The organism is Hylemonella sp. P2_B10 (assembly GCF_056404875.1).
This window is the reverse complement of sequence record NZ_JBFUDE010000002.1, coordinates 294276-318673: the sequence shown is the minus strand read 5'-3', so window position 1 is coordinate 318673 and position 24398 is coordinate 294276. Positions and strand designations below refer to the sequence as shown.

Annotated in this window: 23 protein-coding genes; 15 read left to right on the top strand and 8 right to left on the bottom strand. The window is 66.7% G+C overall.

All coding sequences use genetic code 11. The features are described from left to right. Positions 1 to 32 precede the first annotated feature (32 nt). Complete coding sequence (locus AC1DX2_RS09305; protein WP_477196057.1) at positions 33 to 1595, bottom strand: GGDEF domain-containing protein; 1563 nt, start codon at positions 1593 to 1595, stop codon at positions 33 to 35. A 220-nt stretch (positions 1596 to 1815) separates the two neighbouring features. On the opposite strand from AC1DX2_RS09305, the gene AC1DX2_RS09300 reads away from it, so the two are divergent. From AC1DX2_RS09300 to AC1DX2_RS09285, 4 genes are all read left to right on the top strand, one after another. After that, the gene (locus tag AC1DX2_RS09300) at positions 1816 to 2670 is read left to right on the top strand and encodes a ZIP family metal transporter (RefSeq protein WP_477196056.1); all 855 of its coding nucleotides are present in this window, start codon (positions 1816 to 1818) and stop codon (positions 2668 to 2670) included. A 172-nt stretch (positions 2671 to 2842) separates the two neighbouring features. Continuing rightward, positions 2843 to 3052 carry a hypothetical protein gene (locus AC1DX2_RS09295; protein ID WP_477196055.1) on the top strand — a complete coding sequence of 70 codons (210 nt, stop codon included), beginning with the start codon at positions 2843 to 2845 and terminating at the stop codon, positions 3050 to 3052. 20 nt (positions 3053 to 3072) lie between these two features. Beyond that, the gene (locus AC1DX2_RS09290) at positions 3073 to 3840 is read left to right on the top strand and encodes a head GIN domain-containing protein (RefSeq protein WP_477196054.1); all 768 of its coding nucleotides are present in this window, start codon (positions 3073 to 3075) and stop codon (positions 3838 to 3840) included. A gap of 131 nt (positions 3841 to 3971) precedes the next feature. Then, complete coding sequence (locus AC1DX2_RS09285; protein WP_477196053.1) at positions 3972 to 4373, top strand: VOC family protein; 402 nt, start codon at positions 3972 to 3974, stop codon at positions 4371 to 4373. Between the two features lie 47 nt (positions 4374 to 4420). On the opposite strand, the gene AC1DX2_RS09280 is transcribed toward AC1DX2_RS09285, so the two are convergent. The 3 genes from AC1DX2_RS09280 to AC1DX2_RS09270 form a co-directional block, all read right to left on the bottom strand. Next, positions 4421 to 5278: a sulfurtransferase gene (locus AC1DX2_RS09280; protein WP_477196052.1), complete on the bottom strand. Its 858-nt coding sequence runs from the start codon at positions 5276 to 5278 to the stop codon at positions 4421 to 4423. Between the two features lie 64 nt (positions 5279 to 5342). Then, positions 5343 to 6230 (bottom strand): DMT family transporter, encoded by an 888-nt coding sequence (locus tag AC1DX2_RS09275; protein ID WP_477196051.1) that lies wholly within the window; start codon positions 6228 to 6230, stop codon positions 5343 to 5345. A gap of 29 nt (positions 6231 to 6259) precedes the next feature. Beyond that, on the bottom strand, positions 6260 to 7390 hold the full coding sequence (locus AC1DX2_RS09270) for an aromatic ring-hydroxylating oxygenase subunit alpha (RefSeq protein WP_477196050.1): 1131 nt from the start codon (positions 7388 to 7390) through the stop codon (positions 6260 to 6262). Positions 7391 to 7651: 261 nt separating this feature from the next. Between AC1DX2_RS09270 and xseB the strand changes: the two genes are divergently transcribed. The 4 genes from xseB (at position 7652) to AC1DX2_RS09250 (ending at position 12021) form a co-directional block, all read left to right on the top strand. Continuing rightward, on the top strand, positions 7652 to 7900 hold the full coding sequence (xseB, locus tag AC1DX2_RS09265; RefSeq protein ID WP_477196049.1) for an exodeoxyribonuclease VII small subunit: 249 nt from the start codon (positions 7652 to 7654) through the stop codon (positions 7898 to 7900). After that, a complete protein-coding gene (locus tag AC1DX2_RS09260; RefSeq protein WP_477196048.1) occupies positions 7885 to 8817 on the top strand; it encodes a polyprenyl synthetase family protein in 933 nt (310 codons plus the stop codon). The genes xseB and AC1DX2_RS09260 overlap by 16 nt, the downstream gene beginning before the upstream one ends. 4 nt (positions 8818 to 8821) lie before the next feature. After that, the gene (dxs, locus tag AC1DX2_RS09255) at positions 8822 to 10747 is read left to right on the top strand and encodes a 1-deoxy-D-xylulose-5-phosphate synthase (RefSeq protein ID WP_477196047.1); all 1926 of its coding nucleotides are present in this window, start codon (positions 8822 to 8824) and stop codon (positions 10745 to 10747) included. Positions 10748 to 10941: 194 nt separating this feature from the next. After that, positions 10942 to 12021, top strand: a complete 1080-nt coding sequence (locus tag AC1DX2_RS09250) for a TRAP transporter substrate-binding protein (RefSeq protein ID WP_477196046.1) — start codon at positions 10942 to 10944, stop codon at positions 12019 to 12021. A gap of 58 nt (positions 12022 to 12079) precedes the next feature. On the opposite strand, the gene AC1DX2_RS09245 is transcribed toward AC1DX2_RS09250, so the two are convergent. From AC1DX2_RS09245 to AC1DX2_RS09235, 3 genes are read right to left on the bottom strand one after another with little or no spacing between them, the layout of a single operon-like run. Then, a complete protein-coding gene (locus AC1DX2_RS09245; protein ID WP_477196045.1) occupies positions 12080 to 12544 on the bottom strand; it encodes a hypothetical protein in 465 nt (154 codons plus the stop codon). Continuing rightward, a complete protein-coding gene (locus AC1DX2_RS09240) occupies positions 12541 to 14067 on the bottom strand; it encodes a TRAP transporter large permease (RefSeq protein ID WP_477196044.1) in 1527 nt (508 codons plus the stop codon). The genes AC1DX2_RS09245 and AC1DX2_RS09240 overlap by 4 nt, the downstream gene beginning before the upstream one ends. After that, the gene (locus tag AC1DX2_RS09235; RefSeq protein ID WP_477196043.1) at positions 14064 to 14603 is read right to left on the bottom strand and encodes a TRAP transporter small permease subunit; all 540 of its coding nucleotides are present in this window, start codon (positions 14601 to 14603) and stop codon (positions 14064 to 14066) included. The genes AC1DX2_RS09240 and AC1DX2_RS09235 overlap by 4 nt, the downstream gene beginning before the upstream one ends. 140 nt (positions 14604 to 14743) lie before the next feature. Between AC1DX2_RS09235 and senA the strand changes: the two genes are divergently transcribed. The 6 genes from senA (at position 14744) to AC1DX2_RS09205 (ending at position 22336) form a co-directional block, all read left to right on the top strand. Further along, the gene (senA, locus tag AC1DX2_RS09230) at positions 14744 to 16003 is read left to right on the top strand and encodes a selenoneine synthase SenA (RefSeq protein ID WP_477196042.1); all 1260 of its coding nucleotides are present in this window, start codon (positions 14744 to 14746) and stop codon (positions 16001 to 16003) included. A 34-nt stretch (positions 16004 to 16037) separates the two neighbouring features. Beyond that, on the top strand, positions 16038 to 16781 hold the full coding sequence (locus AC1DX2_RS09225) for an ABC transporter permease (RefSeq protein WP_477196041.1): 744 nt from the start codon (positions 16038 to 16040) through the stop codon (positions 16779 to 16781). Next, positions 16778 to 17512, top strand: coding sequence for an ATP-binding cassette domain-containing protein (locus tag AC1DX2_RS09220; RefSeq protein ID WP_477196040.1), 735 nt, complete (start codon positions 16778 to 16780; stop codon positions 17510 to 17512). The genes AC1DX2_RS09225 and AC1DX2_RS09220 overlap by 4 nt, the downstream gene beginning before the upstream one ends. A 124-nt stretch (positions 17513 to 17636) precedes the next feature. Further along, on the top strand, positions 17637 to 19409 hold the full coding sequence (locus AC1DX2_RS09215) for a diguanylate cyclase (RefSeq protein ID WP_477196039.1): 1773 nt from the start codon (positions 17637 to 17639) through the stop codon (positions 19407 to 19409). A gap of 49 nt (positions 19410 to 19458) precedes the next feature. Continuing rightward, positions 19459 to 21003, top strand: a complete 1545-nt coding sequence (locus AC1DX2_RS09210) for a sensor domain-containing diguanylate cyclase (protein ID WP_477196038.1) — start codon at positions 19459 to 19461, stop codon at positions 21001 to 21003. A 91-nt stretch (positions 21004 to 21094) separates the two neighbouring features. After that, a complete protein-coding gene (locus AC1DX2_RS09205; protein ID WP_477196037.1) occupies positions 21095 to 22336 on the top strand; it encodes a serine hydrolase domain-containing protein in 1242 nt (413 codons plus the stop codon). A 3-nt stretch (positions 22337 to 22339) separates the two neighbouring features. Here the strand turns inward: AC1DX2_RS09205 and AC1DX2_RS09200 are convergent, their stop codons facing one another. After that, positions 22340 to 23368, bottom strand: a complete 1029-nt coding sequence (locus AC1DX2_RS09200) for a GlxA family transcriptional regulator (RefSeq protein WP_477196036.1) — start codon at positions 23366 to 23368, stop codon at positions 22340 to 22342. Between the two features lie 87 nt (positions 23369 to 23455). Between AC1DX2_RS09200 and AC1DX2_RS09195 the strand changes: the two genes are divergently transcribed. Then, a complete protein-coding gene (locus AC1DX2_RS09195) occupies positions 23456 to 24385 on the top strand; it encodes a fatty acid desaturase family protein (protein WP_477196035.1) in 930 nt (309 codons plus the stop codon). The last annotated feature ends 13 nt before the right edge of the window (positions 24386 to 24398 follow it).

Sequence of the window (24398 nt, the reverse complement as noted above, 5' to 3'; positions counted from 1 at the left end):
AAGTCGCGGACCCGTACCGGCGGTCAAGCTGCCTAGGCCAGCATTGGCGGCGCCGCCACGCAGCGGTTGCGCCCAGCGTGCTTGGCGCGGTACAGCGCGTTGTCGGCGGCCGTGATCAGCAGCTCGGGCTTTTGCGAGGGCAGCGGGCTGATGGTGGCCGCGCCAATGCTCAGCGTCAGGTGCGCAGCGGTGTTGGAGTTGCTGTGGTCTATGGCGGCCTCGCGTAGCCGCTCGCAGCAGCGTTGCGCCAACGCCTGGGCCTCTTCCAGCTCGGCGCCGGGCAGCAGCAGCGCGAATTCCTCACCACCATAGCGCGCCACCAGTTCACCCGCGCGGCGCAGGCAGTCCGAAAGGATTTGCGCCACGCAGCGCAGGCATTCGTCGCCAGCCAGGTGGCCGTAGTGGTCGTTGTAGGCCTTGAAATGGTCGATGTCGATCAGCAGCAGGCTCAATGGCGTGCCGGCGCGGGTGGCGCGCAGCCATTCCTGCGCCAGTGCCTCGTCGAAGCGGCGACGGTTGGCGATGCCGGTCAACCCATCGGTGGCCGACAGCTCGGCCAGCAACTCGTTGGCTGCGGCCAGCTCCTGCTCCTTGCGTATCAGGTCCGACACATCGGCGCGGGCGCTGACGACGTAGCCGGCCGGCGTGATGGTCTCGTAGGTGTTGATCCAGCTGTCCTCACTGGTGCGTTGCAGCAGCGGGCCGTTCAACCGGCCGCGCTGGGCCAGGCGCTCGCGCAGCCACGCCTCCTCGCGCCCGACGGCGTCGGGGATGCGCCCGGCAGCCAGGTTGCGCCGCAGGATGGCCTCGAAGGTCTGGCCGATCTCCGAGCCGTCGCCTGGTAGCGGCACCAGCGTGGCAAGCACCTGGTTGTGCAGCACCATGCGGTCCTGCTCGTCGAAGATTTCTATGCCTATGGGCATGGCCTCCAGCGCAGCCTCCAGCAGCTGGCGGCTGCGCAGCGCATCCTGGCGGGCGGCTTCCAGCGCCTCTTGCTGGTGGATCAGGTCGGTGACTTCCATCCGCGTGGTCACCACGATGCCTTCGGGCGTGCGGGTCTCGTGGATGCGCATGTGGCGTGGGCCTGACAGCAGTGGCTGGATGACCTCGCCCCGGCGCCCGTGCTCGGCCAGCCGCTGCTGCACCCAGGCCTCTTCGCGGCCAATGGCGGCCGGCACGATCCCGCGCGCCACGGCCTCGCGCAACAGGGTCTCGAACGGCGTGCCGATGTTCCCCGCATAGTCCATCTTGGGGTAAAACTCGGCCAGCTTCTGGTTGAAGATCACCAGGCGTTGCGCTTCGTCGTAGATTTCTATGCCCACCGGCAGGGCCTCGATCACCCGTTCCAGCAGGGTGTTGGCCCGCAGGGCTTCCTGCTGTGCCTGCAACAGCACCCGTTGGGCTTGCTCGGCGCGCTCGGCGGCCTGGGCGGCCTCGGCCAGCCTGGCGCGGGCCCGGCGGAGGTGCTGGCCTTGCCAGACCAGCGCAGCCAGCGGCACAGCGATAGCCGCAGCGGCCAGCACCACCCAGCCCAGCCACCAGGCGGCGCCCGCACAGGCCGTGGACACCAGCACCGCAGGCGCTGTCCAGTTCACCGGCAAGGCAGCGGTGTTCCGTGGGGCAGGTAGGCTTGGCCGGGCCATGGGGTTGCGTGGATGAACCGGCCAGTCTACCAGTGCAGCGGTCATTTGAGGAGCCTGCGAAAGGCATGCAAGCCAAGGGGCCGGCCGTTTTCGCGCACAATGTCGCCTCCTGCCGCGTGCAGCGGCCCCGTTTGCGGCCGACAGCGGCTTTTCGACCGAACAACAGCATTCCATGACCCTGATGGCAATCCTGGCCGGCACGCTGTTGGCTGGCATAGGCAGTGTATGGCTGGCCGCCGCGCTCAGTGTGGGCGTGTTGGCCCGCAGCACCCAAAAAATGCTCAGCCTGGCCGCCGGTGCCTTGCTGGCCACCGCCTTCATGCACCTGTTGCCCGAGGCCTTCGAGGCCCGCAGCCTGCCTGCCGACCGCTTGTTCATGGTGCTGCTGGCGGGGTTGGTGTTCTTTTTCCTGCTGGACAAGGCTGAGCTGTGGCACCACGGCCACGAGCACCACCATGGCGCGGCGCATGACGAACCCCAAGGCGGCGCCGACGCTCACACCCACCACGACCACCCCCATGGCGAGCCTGGGCACGCGCATGGCCATGGCGCTGGCGGCGCCAACCCCAGCGGCCGCAGCGGCGGCTGGGCGGTGCTGACGGGCGACGGCGTGCATGCCTTTGGCGATGGCGTGCTGATCGCTTCGGCCTTCATGGCCGATCTGCGCCTGGGGCTGGTGGCGGCGCTGTCGGTGCTGGCGCACGAGGTGCCGCACCACATGGGCGACCTGGTGGTGTTGCGCCAGACCTCCAGCAACCGCCGGGTGGCCCTGCTGAAGGTCTCTCTGGCCGGCGCGGTGACGGCGCTGGGCGGCCTGCTGGGCTACTGGCTGCTGGACCTCCTGCAGGGCTGGCTGCCGTATTTCCTCGTGGTGGCGGCCAGCAGCTTCATCTACGTGGCGCTGGCCGACCTGATTCCCCAGTTGCAAAAGCGCCTGGGCGCGCGCCAGACGCTGGCGCAGATTGCCTGGCTGCTGACGGGTATTGCGCTGGTCAGCGGGGTCAGCCGCCTGGTGCACCACGCCTGAACCCGCCTGCAGGCTTGTTGTCACCCTGGGCGGCGCCGTTTCGTCAGGCAAATGGCCCCATTCTTCCCCGCGACCTGCATTTCGTCGCATGCCGCGTGACCGCCAGGGGTGCCGTGCGTACAGTTCAACCATCGGCCCCAGGGTCTGAAAACGCAACGGATGGAGAATGAAGATGAACTACACGAACAACACGAAACTGGCGAGCAAGCTCGGTGGCTTTGTCGCCGCGGTTCTGGTGACGGCAGCGGTCAATGGTTCGCTGCTGTGGGGCGCCAACGACATGTCGCAGCGCGGCGTGCAGGCACCCGCCCTGATGGCCAAGGCGGATACCGCCAGCCGCGTGGTGCTGCCCACGGTGACGATTCGCGCACACAAGGCTTGATGGGCCGCCAGGAGACCACCATGATGAACCGCCTGCAATTCCTCAAGACATTCGCCGCCGTCACGCTGCTGGGCAGCGCGGCCCTGTTGGCCAGCCCGGCCCAGGCCTGGGACTGGGGGCCGTCTATCCAGGGCTCGGGCAAGCTGGCCACCGAGAAGCGCGCGGTCAGCGGCTTCAACGAGGTGGCGCTGGACATCTCCGGCAAGTTGGAGGTGATCCAGGGCAACACCGAGGGCGTGACCATCGAGGCCGACGACAACCTGCTGCCCCACATCGAAACCGTGGTCGAAAACGGTCGGCTGAAGATCCGCCTGGCCAAGAAGGGCAGCTACAGCAGCCGCAACACCATCAAGGTGACGGTGAACGCGCGCTCAATCGAGGGCTTGTCTGTGTCGGGCTCGGGCGACATCTACGCCAACGGGCTGAAGACGCTGAAGCTGCGCACCCGCGTGGCCGGTTCGGGCAACATCAGCATCAAGGCGCTGCAGGTGGATGACCTCAGCGTGGCCATCTCCGGCAGCGGCAATTTCGTCGCCGACGGTGCCGCCAACTCCATGGAAGGCACGATTGCTGGCTCCGGCGACCTGAAGGCCTCCGGTTTGTCGGCCAAAAAGGTCAAGATCAGCATCGCCGGCTCTGGTGACGCCGCCCTGTGGGTGCGCGAAACGCTGCAGGTCAGCGTGGCCGGCTCGGGTGATGTCAAGTTCTACGGCGAGGGCAACCTGACCAAGTCCTCCATCGCCGGCTCCGGCAGCGTGCGCCACATGGGCGTCAACCCGCCGGCCTGAAACAGTTTTATTTTTCGTTTGGGTTTCCTTCCTCTTGGCCACGCGGATTCGTTCGCGTGGCAATTTTTTTTGCCCCGGCGTGCTTCGCAAGGGGATACTGGCGGCCCCGCCCCGCTATAAGGAAATCCGCCATGATCACGGCTTCCATCAGCATCGATGTCCCAGACCTGGAGGCGGGCCTGCGCTTCTACACCCAGGCGCTGGGGTTTGCCAAGGTGTCCGAGCCTTACCCGGGCGTGGCGGTCATGCGCGCGGATGCGGTGGAAATTTGCCTGCTGCACAAGGCCCCCGGCACGAAACCTTCCCCCCAGACGTCAGACACACGGCGCTACGAGCGGCATTGGACGCCCGTCCATCTGGACTTCCATGTGGATGACCTGAAGGCCACCCTGGCCCAGGCCGTGGCAGCGGGCGCAGTGGCGGAACAGGTGTTTGACAACCCGGGCCATGGGTCGGCCGCCTTTTGCTGCGACCCCTTTGGGCATGGTTTCTGCCTGATCCAACGCAGGCAGCGCGACAAGCCCGCGGCCTGAACCAGCCTTTGGTTGGATGACGATCTAGCCTTTGGCTAAATGACGACTTAGCCTTTGGCTACGGGCCGCGCCGGATCGCTGCACCATTCGCTCCAGCTGCCCGCATACAGCGCCGGCCGGCCCAGGCCGGCGATTTCCATCGCCAGGATGTTAGGCGTGGCGGTGACGCCGGAGCCGCAGTGGTGCACCACGCTGTCCGGGGTGCGGCCGGCCAGCAGCGCGTCGAATTCGGCGCGCAGTTGCGCTGCCGGCTTGAAACGGCCGTCAGGCAGGAAATTGCCGGTGAATGGGCGGTTCAGCGCACCGGGAATGTGGCCGGCCACCGGGTCCAGCGGTTCCACCTCGCCCTTGAAACGCGGCGTGGCGCGGGCGTCCACAATGGTCTGGGCGTCCGCACCCAGCTGCCGTTGCACCTGGTCCGTGGTGGCCAGGCGTGCGCCTTCGGGCCCGGGCGTGAAGGTGCTGGTTGGGCGTGACGGCTCGTTGCCGCGCGCCACGGCGCCACCGGCGGCCGTCCAGGCCGGCCAGCCGCCATCCAGCACCGCCACCGCCTCGTGGCCCAGCCATTTCAGCATCCACCACATGCGGCCGCAGTAATGGGCACCCTGGCGGTCATACACCACCGCCTGCATGCCGTTGCCAAAGCCTTGCGCACCCAGCCAGGCGGCGAACTTCTCGCGTGAGGGCAGCGGGTGGCGCCCGCCGGAGCGGGCGTCGGGCTGCCCCTTGGCGCTGAGCGCCGTGTCCAGGTGGGCGTAGACGGCGCCGGGGATGTGCCCCTCTTGGTACTGTTGCTGCCCCAGCGCGGTGTTGGCGAGGTCGAAGCTGCAGTCAAACACCATCAGCGGTTGGCCGCTGGTTTGCAAGGCTTGCAGTTGCTCGGGCGTGATCAGGGTGGTGTACATGGGGTCTCCATTGGGGCCAGACGCCTATCGTAGCGGCCTGGGCATGGCCAGGCAGGGGCAGGGGTCAGTGTTCTTCGGCAGGGGTATTGGGCAGCGCGCGGGCGCGCAGCACCGTGGCGGCCACGCCGCTGGCCACAATGACGGCCATACCCAGCCAGCCCAGCAGCGGGATGGCGTCACCAAACAGCAGCAGGCTGTACAGCGCCGCGAACACGATGCCGAAGTACTGCAGGCTGGCCACCACCAGCGTGGTGCCGTGGCTGTAGGCGCGTGTCATGCACCACTGGCCCAGGGAGGCCAGCACGCCTATGGGCACCAGCCAGGCGGCCGACTGCCAGCGTATCTGCTCCAGCGGCGTCAGCCCGGTGAACAGCATGGCCACACCGCCAACCAGTGCCGAGCCGGCTGAGAAGTAGAACACCGTGCGTTCCTCCGGCTCACCCAGTCGCCCCAGCGCCGCCACTTGCAGGTAGGCCAGCGCCGCCGTCATGCCCGAGAACAGGCCCACCAGGCCGCCCAGCAGCTGGTCCTGGTCCAGCGTGGGGCGCAGCGTCAGCACCACGCCGGCAAAGCCGGCCAGCACGGTCAGCAGCAGCGGCCCCTGGCGCTGCGCCTGGCCGTACAGGATGGCGCCACCGATGATGAAGGTGGCCACCCAGATGCCACTCATGTAGTTCAGCGTCATCGCGGTGGCCAGCGGCAGGTGGGCGATGGCGTAAAACCAGGCTGCCAGTGACACCACGCCGACGGTGCTGCGCCAGGCGTGCATGCGCCACAGCGTGGTGCGCGGCGACACGCCGCGCGCGTGCAGCACCAGGCCCATGAACACCATGCTGACAATGCCGCGGGCAAACACCAGCTCGGCGGTGTTGAAGCTGACGGACGCCAGCTTCACACCCACGCCCATGGTGGCGAAGAACAACGTGGCCAGCACCATCCACAAGGCCTGCATGCGTCAGGCTCCAGCGCGCGGCAACAGGGTCATGCGATGGCGCGGCGGTACCACTCGTGGAAGTGCTGCATGCCGTCTTCCATGGGGCTCTGGTACGGCCCCACCTCGTTGTCGCCGCGACGCAGCAACGCCAGGCGGCCGGCATCCATGCGCTCGGCGATCTCGTCGTCCTCCAGGCAGGTTTCCATGTAGGCGGCCTGCTGGGATTCGACGAATTCGCGCTCGAAGGCGACGATTTCTTCCGGGTAGTAGAACTCCACCATGTTCAGCGTCTTCTGCGGCCCCATGGGGTGCAGCGTGGACACGGTGAGCACGTGCGGGTACCACTCCACCATCACGTGCGGGTAGTAGGTCAGCCAGATGGCGCCGTATTTGGGCGGTTCGCCGTTGCGGTAGCCCAGCAGCGCCTTTTGCCAGCGCTCGTAGACCGGGCTGCCGGCCTTGCCCAACCGGCTGGCCACGCCCACGGTCTGGACGGAATAGCGCTGCTTGAACTCCCAGCGCAGGTCTTCACAGGTGACGAACTGGCCCAGCCCGGGGTGGAACGGACCCACGTGGTAGTCCTCCAGGTAGACCTCGATGAAGGTCTTCCAGTTGTAATTGCACTCGTGCAGTTCCACCCGGTCCAGCACCATGCCGGTGAAGTCGAGGTCGGCACGCGGGCCCATGCCGGCCAGATCCTGGGCGACATCGCAGCCCTTACCGTCCGATGGTGCTTCGAACAGCAGGCCGTTCCATTGCTGCAACGGGTAGTTGTTCAGGTTCAGGCAGGGGTCCTGGGCGAAATGCGGGGCGCCCAGCAGCTGGCCGCTGGGGCTGTAGGTCCAGCGGTGCAGCGGGCACACGATGTTGCCGCCGGCGCTGCCCTTTTGCGCCTGGTTCAGCGAGCCGCGGCCCTGCAAAATGATGGCCTGGCGGTGCCGGCAGACGTTGGAGATCAGCTCCACGCCGCGCGGGCCGTGTACCAACGCGCGGCCATTTTGCTCTTGCGGCAGCGTGAAGTAGTCGCCCGGGTGGGGCACGCTCAGTTGGTGGCCCACATAGCGCGGGCCATTCTTGAACAGTGCGGCAATTTCGCGGTGGTACAGCGCCTCGTCGAAATAGCTGGAAACCGGTAGTTGGCTGTTGGCCTGTTGCAGTTGAAGACTTAAATCAGACATGGGTGACCTGACCTAAAGACTCCCCCGATGGTCGGTGACAGGGAGAATCGCGCCCTCATGGGGAAGGGGGCGCTGATTGACGGACCGGCCTCATGGTTGCGCCGGACAAAAGAGGGGGGATTGTACCCTCGCCTGTGCAGTTTGGGTGCGGATTCGCCGGTGTTTGGAGCAGGGTGCCCATAAGTTTTACCGGGGGGTGGGTACGCGACCTGTCCGTGCCGCCTAAAATTGGTGGTTTAGAAGATTGAGAGCACCGCCCCCATGCCCAAGGCCACCCCGCCGACCGCCAACGCTGAATTCGCTGCCCCCGCCAGCTACGAGACGGGGCTGGAGGAGCTTGAAAGGCTGGTGGCCCGGTTGGAGAGCGGCGACATGCCGCTGGACCAGTTGCTGTCCGGTTACCAGCGTGGCGCCGGCTTGCTCAAATACTGCCGCGACCAGCTGCAGGCGGTGGAAGACCAGATCAAGGTGCTGGATGAAGGCGTGCTGAAGACATGGACACCCGAGTGAAGGCCCCCGTATTTGATCTGGCGACCTGGAGCGCGCTGCGGCTGCAACAGGTGGAACAGGCCTTGATGGCCTGGGTGGCCACCGAGGAGCCCGCTGGCCTGAGCCACGGCGCCCCGGCCGAACTGGTGGAGGCGATGCGCTACGCCGTACTGGACGGCGGCAAGCGGCTGCGCCCGTTGCTGGTGCTGGCCACCTGCGACGCCGTGGACGGCAACCCGCAGGCGGCCTTGCGGGCGGCTTGCGCCACCGAGTTGATACACGCCTATTCGCTGGTGCATGACGACATGCCCTGCATGGACAACGACGTGCTGCGCCGGGGCAAGCCCACGGTGCATGTGAAGTTCGGCGAAGCCGGGGCCTTGCTGGCGGGCGACGCGCTGCAGGCGCTGGCCTTCGAGATATTGACACCTGAGGGCGATGAGGTGCCGCAGGCCATGCAGGCAGGGCTGTGCCGCCTGCTGGCGCGCGCGGCCGGCAGCGCGGGCATGGCCGGCGGCCAGGCCATCGACCTGGCCAGCGTGGGCATGCCGTTGACGGAAGACCAGCTGCGCGAGATGCACCGGCTCAAGACGGGTGCCCTGTTGCAGGCCAGCGTGGCCATGGGCGCCGCCTGCGGCCGACCGGCTGCGCACAGCGTCGAGGCCCTGCTGCGCTACGGCGCGGCAGTGGGGCTGGCCTTCCAGGTGGTGGATGACATCCTGGACGTGACGGCCGACTCCGCCACCCTGGGCAAGACCGCCGGCAAGGACGCCAGCCAGGACAAACCCACCTACGTGTCGGTGCTGGGGCTGGACGCCTCGCGCCGCTACGCCCAGGAACTGCTGGGCCAGGCGCTGGGCGCGCTGGAAGACAGCAAACTGCCGGACATCCAGCCCCTGAGGGCGCTGGCCGAAATGGTGGTCAACCGGGACAAATGACAGCATGACGACTTCACTGCTACACACCATCAACGATCCCGTAGACCTGCGCAAGCTGTCACGCCAGCAACTGCCCGAGTTGGCCGATGAGCTGCGCAGCTACATGCTGGACAGCGTGTCGCGCACCACCGGGCATCTGAGCTCCAACCTGGGCACGGTGGAATTGACGGTGGCGCTGCACTACGTGTTCAACACGCCGCACGACCGCCTGGTGTGGGACGTGGGCCACCAGACCTACCCGCACAAGATCTTGACCGGCCGGCGCGAGCGCATGGGCACGTTGCGCCAGATGGGCGGCCTGAGTGGGTTCCCGCAGCGCTCCGAGAGCGAGTACGACACCTTTGGCACCGCCCACTCCAGCACCTCCATTTCGGCCGCTCTGGGCATGGCCATGGCCGCCAAGCACAAGGGCGAGGGCCGGCGGGTGGTGGCCATCATCGGCGACGGCGCCATGACCGCCGGCATGGCCTTCGAGGCTCTCAACAACGCCGGCGTGGCCAACTGCAACCTGCTGGTGATTCTGAACGACAACGACATGAGCATCAGCCCGCCCGTGGGCGCGCTGAACCGCTACCTGGCGCAGTTGATGAGCGGGCAGTTCTACTCGGCCGCCAAGAACGTCGGCAAGCAGGTGCTCAAGGGCGCGCCGCCGCTGTTCGAGCTGGCCAAGCGCCTGGAAGAGCATGCCAAGGGCATGGTGGTGCCGGCCACGCTGTTCGAGAAATTTGGCTTCAATTACATCGGCCCGATCGATGGCCATGACCTCAATTCCCTGGTGCCCACGCTTGAAAACATCCGCCACCTGGAGGGGCCGCAGTTCCTGCACGTGGTGACCAAGAAAGGCAAGGGCTACCACCTGGCCGAGGCCGACCCAGTGGCCTACCATTTCCCCGGCAAGATGGACCCGGCGGTGGGCATGCAGAAACCCGCCGTGCCGCCCAAGCCCACGTTCAGCCAGGTGTTTGGCCAATGGCTGTGCGACATGGCCGAGAAGGACCAGCGTCTGGTGGGCATCACCCCGGCCATGCGTGAGGGTTCGGGCATGGTGGAGTTCGACAAGCGTTTCCCCGACCGCTATTTCGATGTCGGCATCGCCGAGCAGCATGCGGTCACGTTTGCCGCCGGCCTGGCCTGCGAAGGGCTGAAACCGGTGGTGGCGATCTATTCCACCTTCCTGCAGCGCGCCTACGACCAGCTGATCCACGACGTGGCGATCCAAAACCTGCCGGTGGTGTTCGCATTGGACCGCTCCGGCCTGGTGGGGGCCGACGGTGCCACGCACGCCGGTGCCTACGACATCGCCTACTTGCGTTGCATTCCCAACATGGGCATCGCTTGCCCGGCTGACGAGAACGAATGCCGCCAGCTGCTGACCAGCGCCTTCGAGCAGAACCACCCCGTCGCGGTGCGCTACCCGCGCGGTGCTGGGGTGGGGGCGGCCATGCAGCCGGGTCTGCAGGCGCTGCCCTATGGCAAAGGCGAGATTCGGCGCAAGGCCACTGGGGCCCATGCCAGCGCCGCCGCAGTCGCACCCAAGGGCATCGCCATCCTGGCCTTCGGCACGTTGCTGTACCCGGCGCTGGAGGTGGGTGAGCAGATCAACGCCACGGTGGTCAACATGCGCTGGGCCAAACCGCTGGACACCGAGCTGCTGTTGCAAGTGGCCGCCGAGCATGAGGCGTTGGTGACGGTGGAAGAGGGCGCCGTGATGGGTGGCGCCGGCAGCGCCGTGGCCGAGGCGCTGCAGGCCGCCGGCGTGCTCAAGCCGCTGCTGCACCTGGGCCTGCGCGACGAGTTCATCGAGCACGGCGACCCGGCCAAGCTGCTCAGCCTGCAGGGGCTGGACGCCAACGGCATCCGCGCTTCCATTGCGCAACGCTTCCCCGCGCTGGTGGAGCAGATGCGGCCCGCTCTCAAAATCGTAGCGTAACGCCGCTTTTCGTTCGATCTCGAAAGCAGGGTTCGGAACCGCTTGGCGGTCAACCCCTGTTCGGCCCGTCGGGGTCGAACAGGGAAAACCCCCACGCCTTCGCTGTGCACCGCTTCCTACAATGGCTCGGCTGCCCCGGGACGCGTGTTTGCCTTCCCGGCACGACCCTTTCAAACCTAGACAGGAGCACTTTCATGGATCGTCGTTCAATCCTCAAGCATGGCGGCATTGCCGGTGTGCTGGCCGCTGGCGTCGCGCCCTCGGCGCATGCCCAGGCCACGGTGCGCTGGCGCATGACGTCCAGTTTCCCCAAGAGCCTGGACACCATTTTTGGTGCTGCCGAAGTGTTTGCCAAAAAGGTCAGCGACATGACCGGCGGCAAGTTCGTCATTTCCGTGCATGCCGCGGGTGAAATCGTGCCGGCGCCGCAACTGCTGGACGCGGTGCAGAACGGCACCGTGGAAGCCGGCCATACAGCGCCGTACTACTTCTTTGGCAAGGACCCGACCTTTGCGCTGGGCTGCGCCGTGCCCTTCGGCTTGAATTCGCGCCAGATGACGGCCTGGATGTACGAAGGCAATGGCCTGAAGCTGATGCGTGAGTTCTATGCCGGCTACAACATCATGAACTTCCCCGGCGGCAACACCGGCGCCCAGATGGGCGGCTGGTTCCGCAAGGAAATCAACACCGTGGCCGACCTGAAAGGCCTGAAGTTCCGCATCGGCGGCTTCGCCGGCAAGGTGATCGAGCGCCTGGGCGTGATCCCGCAGAACATCCCCGGCGGCGATATCTACCCCGCGCTGGAAAAAGGCACCATTGATGCCGCCGAATGGGTGGGTCCGTACGATGATGAGAAGCTGGGCTTCAACAAGATTGCCCCGCACTACTACTACCCCGGCTGGTGGGAGGGCGGTCCGCAGCTGGACTTCTTCATCAACCAAAAGGCTTTTGACGCGTTGTCAGCCGAGTACAAGGCCGTCGTGGAATCGGCCGCCGCCTATGCCCACGTGGACATGCAGGCCAAGTATGACGCGCGCAACCCCGCGGCGCTGAAGCGCCTGGTCGGCGGCGGCACCAAGCTGCATCCGTTTTCCAAGCCCATCATGGAAGCGTCCTTCAAGGCCGCCAACGAGGTGTATGCCGAAATGTCCGCCACCAACCCGCGCTGGAAGAAGGTGTTCGACGACTTCATCAAGTTCCGCAACGACCAGGTGTTGTGGTTCCGCTTCGCCGAGGCCAGCTTCGACGATTTCATGCAGGCGCAAAAGCTGTAATCAGGCGGCCAGGGCTGCCTGGCCCGGCGTCCGCACAACCCCGCCGTCGCGGGGTTTTTCAATTCCCGGCCAGGGTGGCCGGCATGTTGCCCAGGCTGAAGTGGGCAAACGCGCGCAGCACAGCAGGGCTGGCGGCATGGAAAACGAACATGCCGCGCCCCTGCACCCGCACCACCAGGCGCGGTGCGACCAGCCAGCTCAGGTAGGGCACATAGATGAACTTGGCCTGCGTGACCTCATTCAGCGCCACCACCTTGGGCCACATCCAGGTCTGGCGGATGTGGGTGGCATCCATGGCCGTGCGGCTCACCAGGATCCAGTAGTAGCCCAGCACAATGACGGCAAGCACAAGGGCCATGAAGGCCAGTGTGCCCATGGACCAGTTGGTATTGCGCAGCGCCGGCGCTGCGCGCAGGCCCCAGACCGCCAGCGCTGCCACCAGCGAGGTGGCCAGCGCCTTGACGAAAGGCGAGAACGCCGGCCCCTCCACACGCCAGGGCGCCGAGGCGCCAGCGTCGCTCACTTCTTGCCGCCCGCGGGCGCTGAGGCCGGTGCGGCAGGCTCGTCCTTGGAGGCGTTCTTGAACAGCTCTTCAATGCTGCGCTGCGAGTCTTCGCCGCTGCGGTCGCGCTGCTCGGGGCCTTCAATCTTCACCTTGTCGATGTCGATCTTCTGCTCCTTGTCCAGGAACACGGTCACGGTGTAGGGGAAGAAAATGACAATGCCCACCAGCAGCACCTGTTGCAGCACCCAGGGGATGGCGCCGAGGTAGATGTCCTTGGATTTGATGCGTTCGGGCAGGGAGCCTTGCTTGAACATGGTGTCGGCCACGCCGCTGAGGTAGAACAGCGCGAAGCCGAACGGCGGGTGCATGAAGCTGGTCTGCATGTTCACGCACAGCAGCACGCCGAACCAGATCATGTCTATGCCCATCTTGGCCGCCACCGGGCCGAGCATGGGCAGGATGATGAAGGCGATCTCGAAGAAGTCGAGGAAGAAGGCCAGGAAGAAGATGAACAGGTTGACGACGATCAGGAAACCGATCACACCGCCCGGCAGGTTGCTCAGCATGTGCTCGATCCAGATGGCGCCGTCCACGCCCTGGAACACCAGTGAGAACAGGCGCGAACCGATCAGGATGAACACCACCATCGCCGTCACGCGCATGGTGCCGGTCATGGCCTGCTTGACCAGGTCCCAGGTCAGCCGCTTGTGCATGGCCGCCAGGATGAAGGCGCCCACCGCGCCCATGGCGCCGGCCTCCGTGGGCGTGGCGATGGCCGTTTTCATGCCCGGCAGGCCCCCCATGCTGCCCAGCACGGCGAAGATCAGGATGGCCGAGGGAATGATGCCGCGCAGGCATTTCTTCCACAGCGCCCAGCCATCCAGCGTGCGCGCCGACTTCGGCACGCCGGGCACGTCCTGCGGGCGAATGCGGCTGAGCATGAAGGTGTACAGCGCGAAGATCAGCACCTGCAGGATGGACGGGCCCCAGGCGCCCTTGTACATGTCGCCGACCGACTTGCCCAGCTGGTCGGCCAGCACCACCAGCACCAGTGACGGTGGCACCAGCTGCGTGATGGTGCCCGAGGCGGCCAGCACGCCGGTGGCGTAGCGGATGTTGTAGCCGTAGCGCACCATCACCGGCAGCGAGATCATGGCCATGGCGATCACCTGGCCGGCCACGGTGCCGGTGATGGCACCCAGGATGAAGCCGACGATGATCACCGAGTAGCCCAGGCCGCCGCGTATTGGCCCGAACAGCTGGCCCATCGAGTCCAGCATGTCCTCGGCCAGGCCGCATTTCTCCAGCATGGAGCCCATCAAGGTGAAGAAGGGGATGGCCAGCAGCAGTTCGTTGGACAGGATGCCGAAAACGTTCAGCGGCACATTGGCCATGAACTCCGCCGGGAACCAGCCCATGCTGATGGCGATGAACCCGCACAGGGCGCCCAGCGCCGACAACGAGAACGCCACCGGGAAACCGATCAGCATGATCAGTATCAGCCCCGCGAACATCCACGGGGCGAAGTCTTGCATGCTCATTGCACCGGCCTCTCGTAATGCAGATCCATCTCGTATTCGTGCCGGAGCCAACCCACGCGCTTGATGATCTCGGCCAGGCCCTGCAGCAGCATCAAGGTGAAGCCCAGCGGCAGCATCAGCATGGCCGGCCAGCGTATCAGGCCGCCGGCGTTGCTGGACATCTCACCGGAGCCGTACATGCGCACGAACAGGGGCGTGGCGTAATACAGCATCAGCGCCATCACCGGCAGCAGGAAGAAGATCAGGCCGAACAGGTCGATGTAGACGCGCCCGCGGGCGGAAGCCAGGCTGTACAGCACATCCACCCGCACATGCTCGTTGACGCGCAGCACCTGCGCCGCGCCCAGCATCACGCAGGCGGCAAACATATACCATTGGATTTCCAGCCAGCCGTTGGAGCTGTAGTCAAACGTATACCGTACAACGGCATTCAGGCAGCTGATGAAGCATGACAGGATGACCGCCCACTTGGCCAGGCCGGCGAAGCGGTCGGTGATCCAGTCTATGCCATGTGCCAATTGAAGTAACGGCTTCATGGTGGCGTGGGACCCCTCTTGTTGTGTTGCGCAACTATAGACGATGGCCGTGCCCCTATCATCCGGTGTTATCCCGGAGGTTCCGTGGTCATGGCGGGGCTGTCGACAGGGTGCGCCAGGCGCGTCAATAATGGCCCACCATGTCCCAGGCTTTGCCCACCGCGCACTTGCGCGCCATCGACTCCCCCGGCATGCGCGGCGCCGGTCGCGAGTTGCTGTCGTTGGCGCTGATGGACGCGCGCAACCACAGCCTGCACCTGATGGCGCAGTTCGAGACCGCGCTGGCCAGCGTCAACTTCCTGCTGCCGCCCTGGCCGGGCCTGACGCCACCGCTGTGGCTGCTGGGCCATGTGGGCTGGTTTTCCGAGTGGTGGATCGCGCGCAACCTGCAGCGCCAGCTGGGCCCACAGGGCGACGGCGGCGGTGCACGCCTGGCCTCCATAGAGCCGCAGGCCGACAACTGGTGGGATCCCGGGCGTGTCGGCCCTGCGGAGCGCTGGGGCGTGGCCCTGCCGGAGCTGGCGGTGATCAAGTCGTACCTGCTGGACACCTTGGAGACCACGCTGGAACTGCTGGAAAAGACGCCGGAAACCGATGACGGGCTGTACTTCTTTCGCCTGGCCTTGTTCCATGAGGACATGCAGTCCGAGCACCTGGTCACCATGGCGCAGATCCTGGGCCTGCCGCTGGATCTGCCGCAGGCTGGCCCCATGTTGGTGCGCGCGCCGTTGCTGGTGCCGGCCACCCGTTGGCAGCAGGGCGGCACGCCGCGCGAGGGCTTTGCCTTTGACAACGAACAACCGGGGCAGATGGTGGCCGTGCCCGAGTTCGAGATCGATACCCAGCCAGTCAGCTGGGCGCAGTTCGTCGAGTTTGTGGACGATGGCGGCTATGACGACGCCGGCCTGTGGCATCCGCAGGGTTGGCAATGGCTGCAGGACAAGGCCACGCTGGAGGGCCGGCGCGGCCCGCGCTACGTCGATCAGATTGGCGTGGCCAGCGGCGCGGTGATGCAGACGCGCTTTGGCAAGGCCATGCGCATGCAGGGCAGCCAGCCGGCCATGCACATGACCTGGTGGGAAGCCGATGCCTGGTGCCGCTGGGCTGGCCGGCGCCTGCCCAGCGAGGTGGAGTGGGAACTGGCGGCCAGCACGCTGCTGGGGCGTGGCTTTCGCAGCGGTGATGTGTGGGAGTGGACGGGCAGCAGTTTTCGTCCTTATCCGGGCTTTCGGCCCGGACCCTGGCAAGCCTATTCGGAACCGTATTTCGGCGCTGGCCACAAGGTGCTGCGTGGCGGCTCGTTCGCCACCCGCGCGCGCTTGAAGCATGTCAAGTTCCGACATTTCCTGACGCCCGAGCGCGACGACGCCTTCACCGGCTTCCGTTCCTGCGCGGTGTAATAGCTCAGCCTCCGGCGCTGCGATACTCCGGTCCATGGAATCCTTTGGCGCCAGCGCCGCCACCGCGCTGCATCTGATACTGGCTGCCGACCCGCTGCTGTGGCGCATTGTGGCGCGCTCGCTGTCGGTCAGCCTGCTGGCCTGCGCGCTGGCGGCCGGCCTGGGGCTGCTGCTGGGCGCCTGGCTGGGGGTGGCGCGGTTTCGCGGCCAGGCACTGCTGCTGGCACTGCTGAACACCGCCTTGGCGCTGCCTTCGGTGGTGGTGGGCCTGTTGGTGTACCTGCTGCTGTCGCGCACCGGGCCGCTGGGGTACCTGGGCTGGCTGTTCAGCTTCCAGGCCATGGTGCTGGCTCAAGGTCTGCTGGTGTTGCCGGTGGTGGTGGCGTTGACACGCCAGGCGGTGCATGCGGCCGAATCCAGCCACGGCGAGCAGCTCGCCTCGCTCGGGGCCGGGCGCGCGCTGCGAGCGCTGTTGCTGGCCTGGGATGAGCGCTACGCGCTGCTGACGGTGCTGCTGGTGGCTTTTGGCCGCGCCATTTCCGAGGTGGGTGCGGTGATGATCGTTGGCGGCAACATCGACGGCTTTACCCGTGTGATGACCACCGCCATAGCGCTGGAGACCAGCAAGGGCGACCTGCCGCTGGCATTGGGCCTGGGCCTGGTGCTGCTGTCGGTGGTGCTGGCCTTGCACCTGCTGGTGGGCCTGTTGCGCCGCTGGCGCATGCGCCAGGAGGGTGACACGGCTTGGCTTTCGGCCCAGCCCGGAGTCCTGTCATGAGCCCCCTGTTTGAATTGCGTGATGTGGACCTGCGGCTGGGCCGCGTGCAGGCCCTGCAGGGCCTGAGCCTGCGCCTGCACCATGGCGAAGCGGTGGCGTTGGTGGGGGCCAATGGCAGCGGCAAGAGCAGCCTGCTGCGCCTGCTGCACGGTTTGGCGACACCCAGCGCGGGCGAATTGGTGAGCGATGAGCGCGCCCGCCAGGCCATGGTGTTTCAGCGGCCACACATGTTCCGCGCCCGGGTGTTGCACAGCGTGGCTTTGGGGCTGTGGCTGGCGGGGTGTGGTTGGCGCCAGGCCAAGGTGCAGGCCCAGCAGGCCTTGGCCAGTGTGGGCCTGGCCGAGCTGGCCCAACGCCCCGCGCCCACGCTGTCGGGCGGGCAGCAGCAGCGGCTGGCCCTGGCCCGCGCCTGGGCGGTGCTGCCCGACGTGCTGTTGCTGGACGAGCCCACCGCCAGCCTGGACCCGCACGCCAAGCGCGAGGTGGAGCGGCTGATTGCTGAATTTGCCGCTGCCGGGCGCCAGCCGGCGCCGGGCCGGCCGCCGCTGACGCTGGTGTTTGCCAGCCACAACCTGGGCCAGGTCAAGCGCCTGGCCACCCGCGTGCTGTACCTGGAGCGCGGGCGGCTGCTGGCTGACCTGCCCGTGGCGGAGTTTTTCGACGGTGCGCGCTTGCGCCAGGTGTCGCCAGACGCTGACTTGTTCCTCAAGGGCGAGCTCGGCAAGCCTTGACAGGCGGGCGGCCTGGCCCACTTCGGGGGCTTACACGCTGGCGCCGCGTTGGCCGTTGCGCTAGAGTTTTCGCATGATGTGCGCTGCCCCATTTTTCCGTCAGGGCCCTGGGGTCGGACCACGTGTGACGGCGCACGGCTTGCAGGTGTTGTTGCTCTTCCTGCTGGCGCTGTGGTGCAGCCAGGCAGCAGCGCAAAGCGCCCCCCGTGCGACCGATGCCCGCATTGTCCCGGTCCAGGCCAGGGTGTCGGAGCCGCCGGCCCGGCGGCGCATCCTGGTCATTTACTCCCGGCACGACCAGGTGCCCTGGCAGGCCGGTGTGCTGGCCGGTTTGCGCCAGCACCTGGCCCGGTTGCCGTTGGAAGCCCAGCCCGCGTTGTTCGAGGAGCGGCTGGACGCGCTGCGCTTTGCCGCTCCGCAGGCGCAGGCGGCCTTCCTGGAGCTGCTGGTCCAGCGATACAGCGGCATGCCGCTGGACCTGGTGGTGGCCGAAGGGCAAAACGCGTTCGACTTTCTCAATGCCAACCCGGACCTGTTCCCCGGCATCCCCCGCTATTTGCTCGGCAATGTGGGGCACTCGGGCTTACTGGTGAAGGGCACGACCGTCAGCGTGGAGGAGGACATTCCCGGCGCCACCGAGGCGGTGCTGAAGCTGCTGCCGCAAACCCGCAAGGTGGTGGTGGTGACCGACCACACGCCTTATGGCGAGGCCATCACCGCCAAGCTGCGGCGCACCGGCTCAGTGTTGTCCCTGCAGACTGCCTTGGAGGTCTGGAACGATTTCAGCTATGAGGAGCTGTACCGCCGTGCCAGCCAGTTGCCGCAGGGCAGCGTGCTGCTCTGGTTTCCGGTATTTCAGGACAACACCGGCGCACGGCAGTTGCCGTTGGAAACCTTGCGCCAACTGCTGCTGCGCGCCAGTGTGCCGGTGTTCAGCCACCACGACATCTACCTGGGGCTGGGTGTGGTGGGCGGCTATGTGATCAGCGCCCAGGCAGTGGGCGACTTGATCGCCCGCCTGGCTCTCGGCCTGCCGCTGGCGCCAGACCCCGCCTCGCTGAACGCCGGCCTAAAGACCTACATGTTCGACGATCAGGTTTTGCAGCGTTGGGGCATAGACCCGGCCCTGCTGCCCGCTGGCAGTGTGGTGATCAACCCGCGTGACGCCCGGCCCTGGCTGGCCCAGGGCTGGCACGCCCTGGCGGTGGTGGTTGCCGTGGCAGTGCAGGCGCTGCTGATCGTGGCCCTGGTGGTGAGCCGGCGCCGGCGCATCGCCGCCCAGAACGCGCTGGCTGTGGAGCACGCGTTGCTGGCGCAGCATGTGGCCGAGCGCACCCTGGCGCTGAAGCAGGCCAACGACCAACTGGCCGCGCTCAGCGCCACCGATGGCCTGACGGGCTTGGCCAACCGCCGCCGGTTCGATCAGGTGCTGGCCAGCGAATGGGCCCGCGCCCAACGTTCTGGCCAGCCGCTGGCCTTGGCCATGCTGGACCTGGACTGGTTCAAGAAATACAACGACCGCTACGGCCACCCCGCCGGCGACGAATGCCTGCGCCGCGTGGCCCAGGTGCTGAGCGGCGCCGCTCGGCGCGAGGGCGACCTGGTGGCACGCTACGGTGGCGAGGAATTCGCCTTCATCTGCGTTGGCACCAGCGCCAGCGCGGCGGTGATACGCGCGCAGGCGGTGTGCGAGGCGCTGGAACACCTGGCCATGCCACACGAGCTGTCGCGTTTCGGCGTCGTCACCGCCAGCGCAGGCGTGGCCTCCCTGTTGCCGGGCGAGGGCAGCAGCGCCGAGTTGCTGGTGAAGCTGGCCGACGAGGCCTTGTACAAGGCGAAAGCCCTGGGGCGCAACCGGGTGGAGCTGGCATTGGCGCCGGCATTGGCGCCGGCGTAAGAGCGCGCACACCGCGCGGGACCACCCTGCGCATTCATTTGCTGGCATTGTGGCGCAAAGTGACTACACTTCAGGGCATAACAGGGTCGTTTTGAGCAGCCGTGCAAGCGCAACGGGCTTCCGTAAGCAGAGGCTGACGGGCCGGCGCGCTGAGAAAGCGGGGCGAGTCGTGGGAAATCAAGCCGCGTTTTTATCGACGTTGCCTGCGCAGCCGCGTGAGCGACGATTTGCTCTGGCCGTGGTGCTGGTGTCCTGCCTCGCCTTTGCAGCGACCGCGCCTTTTGCGCGCGCCGCGTTGCCGCAGGCGCCGATCTTCATTGCGGTCTACCAGTCCACACTGGCGGTGTGTGATTTCATCACCGCCGTGCTGTTGTTCGGGCAATTCAGCATGCTGCGTTCGCGGGCACTGCTGGTGCTGGCCGGTGGTTATCTGTTCACCGCGCTGATCGCGGTTGTTCATGCCTTGAGCTTTCCGGGTTTGTTCGCACCCACCGGTTTGTTGCCGGGCACGGCCCAGAGCACCGCGTGGTTGTACATGTTCTGGCACGCCGGCTTTCCATTGGCCGTGCTGTATTACGCATCCAGCAAAAACACCAGCCCCCCGGTGGCGAAGCGACCCATGGTGGTCATTGTGTGGGCCGTGGGTGCCGTGTTGCTGGCGGTGCTCCTGCTGGTCGCGCTGGCCACAACCGGCGTGGCGTTGCTGCCGGAGGTCATGGCCGGCAACCACTACACACCCGCCATGGCAGGGGTTGTCACCACGGTCTGGGTGTTCAGCCTGATGGCATTGGCGACGCTGTGGCGGCGGCGCCGCCACGCGGTGCTGGACACCTGGCTGATGGTGACCATGTGCGCATGGTTGTTTGACATTGCGTTGAGCGCGGTGCTCAATGCCGGGCGTTATGACCTGGGCTTTTATGCCGGCCGCATCTATGGCCTGGCGGCGGCCAGTTTCGTGCTGGTGGTGCTGCTGCTGGAAACCTTTTCGCTCTATGCGCAATTGGCCGCCGCCAACGGCCGCCTGATGGACCTGGCTAACCGCGACGGTTTGACCGGGATTTTCAACCGGCGGCACCTGGACGATTGCATGAGCGTCGAATTGCAGCGCTGCAAGCGTGAGAGGCGTTGTATCTCGCTCCTGATGATTGACGTTGACCACTTCAAGGTCTTCAACGACAGCTATGGCCACCTCCGTGGTGACGCCTGCCTGCGCCGCATTGCCAGCGTGATTGCGGGCGCCGCCAAGCGGCCGGGAGATCTGGCGGCGCGTTACGGCGGTGAAGAGTTCGCCGTGGTCTTGCCCGGCACCGATGCGCAGGGCGCCAATGAGGTTGCGCAGCAGATACGCACCCACATCACCCGTGCGGCCATTCCCCATGATGGCAATGCCGCAGGCAGGGTGACGATCAGCATTGGCATCGCCACCTGCGGTGCGGACGCACCGGTCAGCATGGAGGAACTCTTCGGGTCGGCGGATCGCGCGCTGTACCAGGCGAAAGCCGCTGGGCGCGACAGCGTGTTCGCCTGCGCAGCGGTGGAAACCACCTTCGACGCGCTGGCGCCGGGTGTCGCCCCTGCCATGGGCGTGGCCTGAAGGCGATCCCACACCGCCCCGCTTGCTAAACTGCCGCCGTCGCAGCCAGCAAATGCTGGCCGGACGTGGCGCTGTTTCGGGGAGAATTCCAATGCGCATTGCTTTTTTGTTGGCCGGTCTGCTCTCGCTGTGCGCGCCGGTCTGGGCGGGCCAGATGGCCTGGGCGGAGCCCGAGGCGTCGACCTTCGTGTGGCAGGTGCCAGGTGGCGCCTCGCTGCCAGCCCGGCAGATTGACAGTCGCGTCACCGGGCTGATGCGCCAGGCCCAGGTGCCGGGCCTGGTGCTGGTGCTGATCCGTGACGGCCAACCGGTCTACCACCGCGCTTATGGCTATGCGGATCTGGCCACCGGCAAGCCGCTGGCCACCGGCAGCGTGATGTACGCCGCCTCGCTGACCAAGGCCGCCTTCGCCCACCTGGTGCTGCAACTGGCGGATGACAAACTGATTGATCTGGACGCGCCACTGCCGCAGCAGTTGAAAAAGCCGCTACCGCAGTACCCCGAGTTCGCCGATCTGGCTGCCGACCCGCGTTGGCAGCAATTCACGCCGCGCATGCTGCTGTCGCACGCGTCCGGCCTGCTGAACTGGCGCTGGATCAACGACAACGGCAAGCTGGACATCAAGTACCCGCCGGGCAGCCGCTATGTGTATTCCGGCGAGGGCTCGCAGATCCTGCAGCTGGTGGTGGAAGAGCGCACCGGCCAGCCGCTGGGCCGGTTGATGCAACAGCGCGTGTTCGACCGCTTTGCCATGCGCAGCACCAGCATGGACTGGCGTGCCGACTTCGAAGGCCGTGAGGCCCCCGGCTATGACGAGCAGGGCAAGCAGGTACCGCACAGCCGGCGTTCGCGCGCGCGGGCCGCCGGCTCCATGGACACCACGGCGGACGATTACGCGCAGTTCCTGGCTGGCGTGCTGCGCGGTGAGGGCCTGTCCCAGGCTTCTCAGCAGGCCATGCTGAGCCGGCAGATTGCCATCGTCTCGCCGCAGCAGTTTCCCTCGCATTTCCCTGGCGAGACCCATGTGAACGACAACATTGGCCTGGCCTACGGCCTGGGCTGGGCCACCTACCAGTCGCCGCTGGGGCCAGCCTTCTTCAAGGAGGGCAACGACACCGGCACCAACAACTTCGCGCTGGGCTTTGCGGCCAGCCGCGATGGGCTGGTGGTGCTGAGCAACAGCGCGCGCGGCGACCGCATGTTCTTCCCGCTGGTGGAAAGTCTGTTCGGCCGCACCTGTCTGCCGTGGTTCTGGATGGGCTACATCCCATTTGACAAGGAAAGCTTGCGCAAGCCCGAGGCGCGGGAACAGCCGGTTGCGGCCTGCCGTTAGCCGTCAGTCTGTGCCGGTGGCCGCTTCGTGCAGCGCCTGCATGCGGTAGTGCCGTGGGCTCACGCCATGCCTGGCGGTGAACGCATGCACCAGCGCGCTGGTGCCGGCGTAGCCGCACTGGTCGGCAACCTGCGTCAGCGGCTCGCGCGTGCCGCGCAGCAGCGCCTGCGCCAGCTCCAACCTGCAGTTGGCGGCGTACTGGCGCAGCGTGACGCCCACTGCGGCGGCAAAGCGGCGCGACAGCGCGCGTTCGCTCAAGGCCACGCGTGCTGCCAATTGGGCCAGGCGGGGTGGGTGGGCGATGTCGCGCTCCAGCAGTTCCTGCACGGCCAGCACCTGCTTGTCCTGGTGTTGGCGAAATTGCGCGCTCCACACCGCCAGGTGCTCGGGTGAGGGCAGCGGTCCGGTGGTGGTGTAGCGCAGGAATTTCTGCGCCGCGCTTCGGCCGAAGAAGCGCTGCACCACATGCGCCAACACATCGGCCGTGGGGGCTATGCCGCCGGCGCAGATGACCTGGTCGTTGACCACGATCTGGCGCGACGGCGTGTAGCGCACGCCGGGGAAGTATTTGGCAAACACGGGGGCCTCGCTGCGTACGCCCGTGGCCTGCTTGCCCTCCAGCAGCCCGCTCTTGGCCAGCAGCACCGCGCCACCCAGGCTGACCACCAGCGCGCCGGCCGCATGCTGGGCGGCGATCCACGGCGCCAGCTTGCGGTCGCTGGTGCTGAATTCGCCCTCGGGCGCGAACTGCGTGGGCAGGATCAACACCTGAAACTGTTGCTGGTCCGCGCTGCTGCCGGCCACCAGGTCCGGCTTCAGCCAGGCGCCGCCGAAGCTGGCCACAGCGGTGCGGCTGGCGCCCACCTGGACGACCTCGAACAGCGCGCTGGCTGCCACGTCCTTGTTGTGGGCCAGCAGCGTGCCGGCCACCTGCAGCAGCTCGCGCGCCAGGAACGCCGAGCCGGCCCACACCTGATCCGGCAGCAGCAGCGCCACCCGCACAGTTGGCTTGGTGATGGCGGTATTTTTCAAGTCAGTGAATTGGCGTTTCAAAGCAACTTTCAGTATGCCGCAAATGCTGTAATCACGCCACAGCCCGAGCGCCACCGAGAAAACACCATGAGAGACAAGCTGCTGACGAGCGAGGAGTTGCGTCCCTTTCTGCAAAAGTCCAACGCCAAAGGCTGGCGCATGCTGGCCCTGAACTGGGCGCTGGCCGCCGCCTGCTTCGCCCTGGTGCTGTGGCAAGCCACCTGGTACACCGTGCTGCCCGCCATGCTGCTGCTGGGCGGGCGCCAGCTGGGCCTGGCCATCCTGATGCATGAGTGTGCGCACCGCTCCTTCATGGCGTCGCCCCGGCTGAACGACTGGGTGGGCACCTGGCTGTGCGGTGCGCCGGTGGGGGCGGACATGGCTGGCTACCGCGCCTACCACATGGTGCACCATGTGAAGACCGGCACCGACGCCGATCCGGACATCGCCAACTACGCCAACTACCCGGTCAGCGGCGCCTCACTGGCGCGCAAGGTTTTGCGTGACGTGCTGGGCCTGTCGGGTCTGAAAAGCCTGCTGGGGCTGGCGCGGCTGTATGCCGGTGCGGGCAGTCACTGGCAGCGCGCCAAGACGCTGGCCTGGACCACCCGGCGCATGCTGCTGGCCCAGCTGGTGCTGCTGGCGCTGTGCGCCGCGCTGGGGCATCCGCTGCTGTACCTGCTGTGGCCCGCCAGCTGGCTGACCAGCTACCAGCTGTACAGCCGCATACGCAATGCCGCCGAACATGGTGGGCTGAGCGGCACACGCAGCGACGATTTCTGGGCCAATACCCGCACCACGCACGCGGCCTGGTGGGCACGCTTGACGGTGGCGCCCAACCATGTCAATTTCCACTTTGAGCACCACCTGGCGCCCGCCGTGCCTTGCTACAACCTGCCCACGCTGCACCACTGGCTGCGCCAGCAGGGGGTGTTCGAGCGTGCGCCTTACGAGCCCGGCTACGGCCAGGTGCTGCTGCGGCTGCTGGGCCGGGCGCGCACCCCGGCCGCAGCCTGAAGCCTTGATGTCG

Coding starts and splice junctions, on each gene's coding strand:
- AC1DX2_RS09300 (WP_477196056.1), top strand. CDS start 1,816: ATGACCCTGATGGCAATCCTGGCCGGCACGCTGTTGGCTGGCATAGGC.
- AC1DX2_RS09295 (WP_477196055.1), top strand. CDS start 2,843: ATGAACTACACGAACAACACGAAACTGGCGAGCAAGCTCGGTGGCTTT.
- AC1DX2_RS09290 (WP_477196054.1), top strand. CDS start 3,073: ATGATGAACCGCCTGCAATTCCTCAAGACATTCGCCGCCGTCACGCTG.
- AC1DX2_RS09285 (WP_477196053.1), top strand. CDS start 3,972: ATGATCACGGCTTCCATCAGCATCGATGTCCCAGACCTGGAGGCGGGC.
- AC1DX2_RS09280 (WP_477196052.1), bottom strand. CDS start 5,278: ATGTACACCACCCTGATCACGCCCGAGCAACTGCAAGCCTTGCAAACC.
- AC1DX2_RS09275 (WP_477196051.1), bottom strand. CDS start 6,230: ATGCAGGCCTTGTGGATGGTGCTGGCCACGTTGTTCTTCGCCACCATG.
- AC1DX2_RS09270 (WP_477196050.1), bottom strand. CDS start 7,390: ATGTCTGATTTAAGTCTTCAACTGCAACAGGCCAACAGCCAACTACCG.
- xseB (WP_477196049.1), top strand. CDS start 7,652: ATGCCCAAGGCCACCCCGCCGACCGCCAACGCTGAATTCGCTGCCCCC.
- AC1DX2_RS09260 (WP_477196048.1), top strand. CDS start 7,885: ATGGACACCCGAGTGAAGGCCCCCGTATTTGATCTGGCGACCTGGAGC.
- dxs (WP_477196047.1), top strand. CDS start 8,822: ATGACGACTTCACTGCTACACACCATCAACGATCCCGTAGACCTGCGC.
- AC1DX2_RS09250 (WP_477196046.1), top strand. CDS start 10,942: ATGGATCGTCGTTCAATCCTCAAGCATGGCGGCATTGCCGGTGTGCTG.
- AC1DX2_RS09240 (WP_477196044.1), bottom strand. CDS start 14,067: ATGAGCATGCAAGACTTCGCCCCGTGGATGTTCGCGGGGCTGATACTG.
- AC1DX2_RS09235 (WP_477196043.1), bottom strand. CDS start 14,603: ATGAAGCCGTTACTTCAATTGGCACATGGCATAGACTGGATCACCGAC.
- senA (WP_477196042.1), top strand. CDS start 14,744: ATGTCCCAGGCTTTGCCCACCGCGCACTTGCGCGCCATCGACTCCCCC.
- AC1DX2_RS09225 (WP_477196041.1), top strand. CDS start 16,038: ATGGAATCCTTTGGCGCCAGCGCCGCCACCGCGCTGCATCTGATACTG.
- AC1DX2_RS09220 (WP_477196040.1), top strand. CDS start 16,778: ATGAGCCCCCTGTTTGAATTGCGTGATGTGGACCTGCGGCTGGGCCGC.
- AC1DX2_RS09205 (WP_477196037.1), top strand. CDS start 21,095: ATGCGCATTGCTTTTTTGTTGGCCGGTCTGCTCTCGCTGTGCGCGCCG.
- AC1DX2_RS09195 (WP_477196035.1), top strand. CDS start 23,456: ATGAGAGACAAGCTGCTGACGAGCGAGGAGTTGCGTCCCTTTCTGCAA.